Source organism: Cellulomonas fimi, assembly GCF_028527925.1.
Lineage (GTDB): Bacteria > Actinomycetota > Actinomycetes > Actinomycetales > Cellulomonadaceae > Cellulomonas > Cellulomonas fimi_C.
The window spans coordinates 1-837 of record NZ_JAPESW010000132.1; the positions used below are offsets into that span (position 1 = coordinate 1).

1 protein-coding gene is annotated in these 837 nt (G+C 58.3%); it reads left to right on the forward strand.

The genetic code is table 11. The annotated features are described in order from the left end of the window. Positions 1–248 precede the first annotated feature (248 nt). Positions 249–837 (forward strand): MCP four helix bundle domain-containing protein (locus OMK64_RS21355; RefSeq protein WP_272730121.1); only part of this gene is annotated, 589 nt, incomplete at its 3' end.

Sequence of the window (837 nt, forward strand, 5' to 3'; positions counted from 1 at the left end):
GACGTTGTAGGGCGGTTCAACAAGCTCGGTAAGGAAATGCGCCGCTTCGACCCGTTCCTGGATGCCCTGCCGGAGGACGTCGCTCGCAAAGTCGCACGGGACAACTTTTTGGCGATCCTGCCTAAAGCGCCCCGCGATGGTGTAGCACGTTGATATCGCGTTTTCGTCTTACGCAAAACGAGCAATAGGCCGATACCTTTCAAGAGCCAGCTGCAAATGGATGAAGCGCAATTGGAAGGAGCCAAGGCATGAGTATCAGAAGTCTGAATATCGCCCCGCGCGCGGGCTTGGGGTTTGGCCTATTGGCGTTGATGGTATTTGCCCTGGGCGGCTTTGCCCTGTTGCAGATGGCCAATATGCGCCAGCAATCGGACCAGGTGGAGAATAACTGGCTGCCCAGCGTGATGGCGGTGGGGCAGATGAGTCAGGACTTGCTGCGTGTTCGGGCGCTGACCTTGCGCCTGCTGGTCAACCGCGATTCCCAGGCGCTGGCGCAGAACGAACAGAAACTGGGCGAGCTGAAAAGCGGCCTGCATCATGCGCAGACCCTCTACGAGGCGCTGATTGTGCTGCCCGAGGAACGCACGCTGTTTGATCGCTTCAAGGCCCAGGAGCAGCAATACCTGCAACGCCAGGAGCAGGTCATGGGGTTTTCGAAGGCCAACCAGCTGGAAGACGCGATCAGGGTGGTCAATGGCGAGATGAACCAGATCGCCGATGAAATGGCCACGACCCTGCACGAACTGGTCAACCTCAACAAAGCCAATGCCAATCAAGCTGCAAGCTTGGCGCAAAGCGTGTTCAGCCAGTCGCGCAGCTGGGTGGTCGGCATGATCG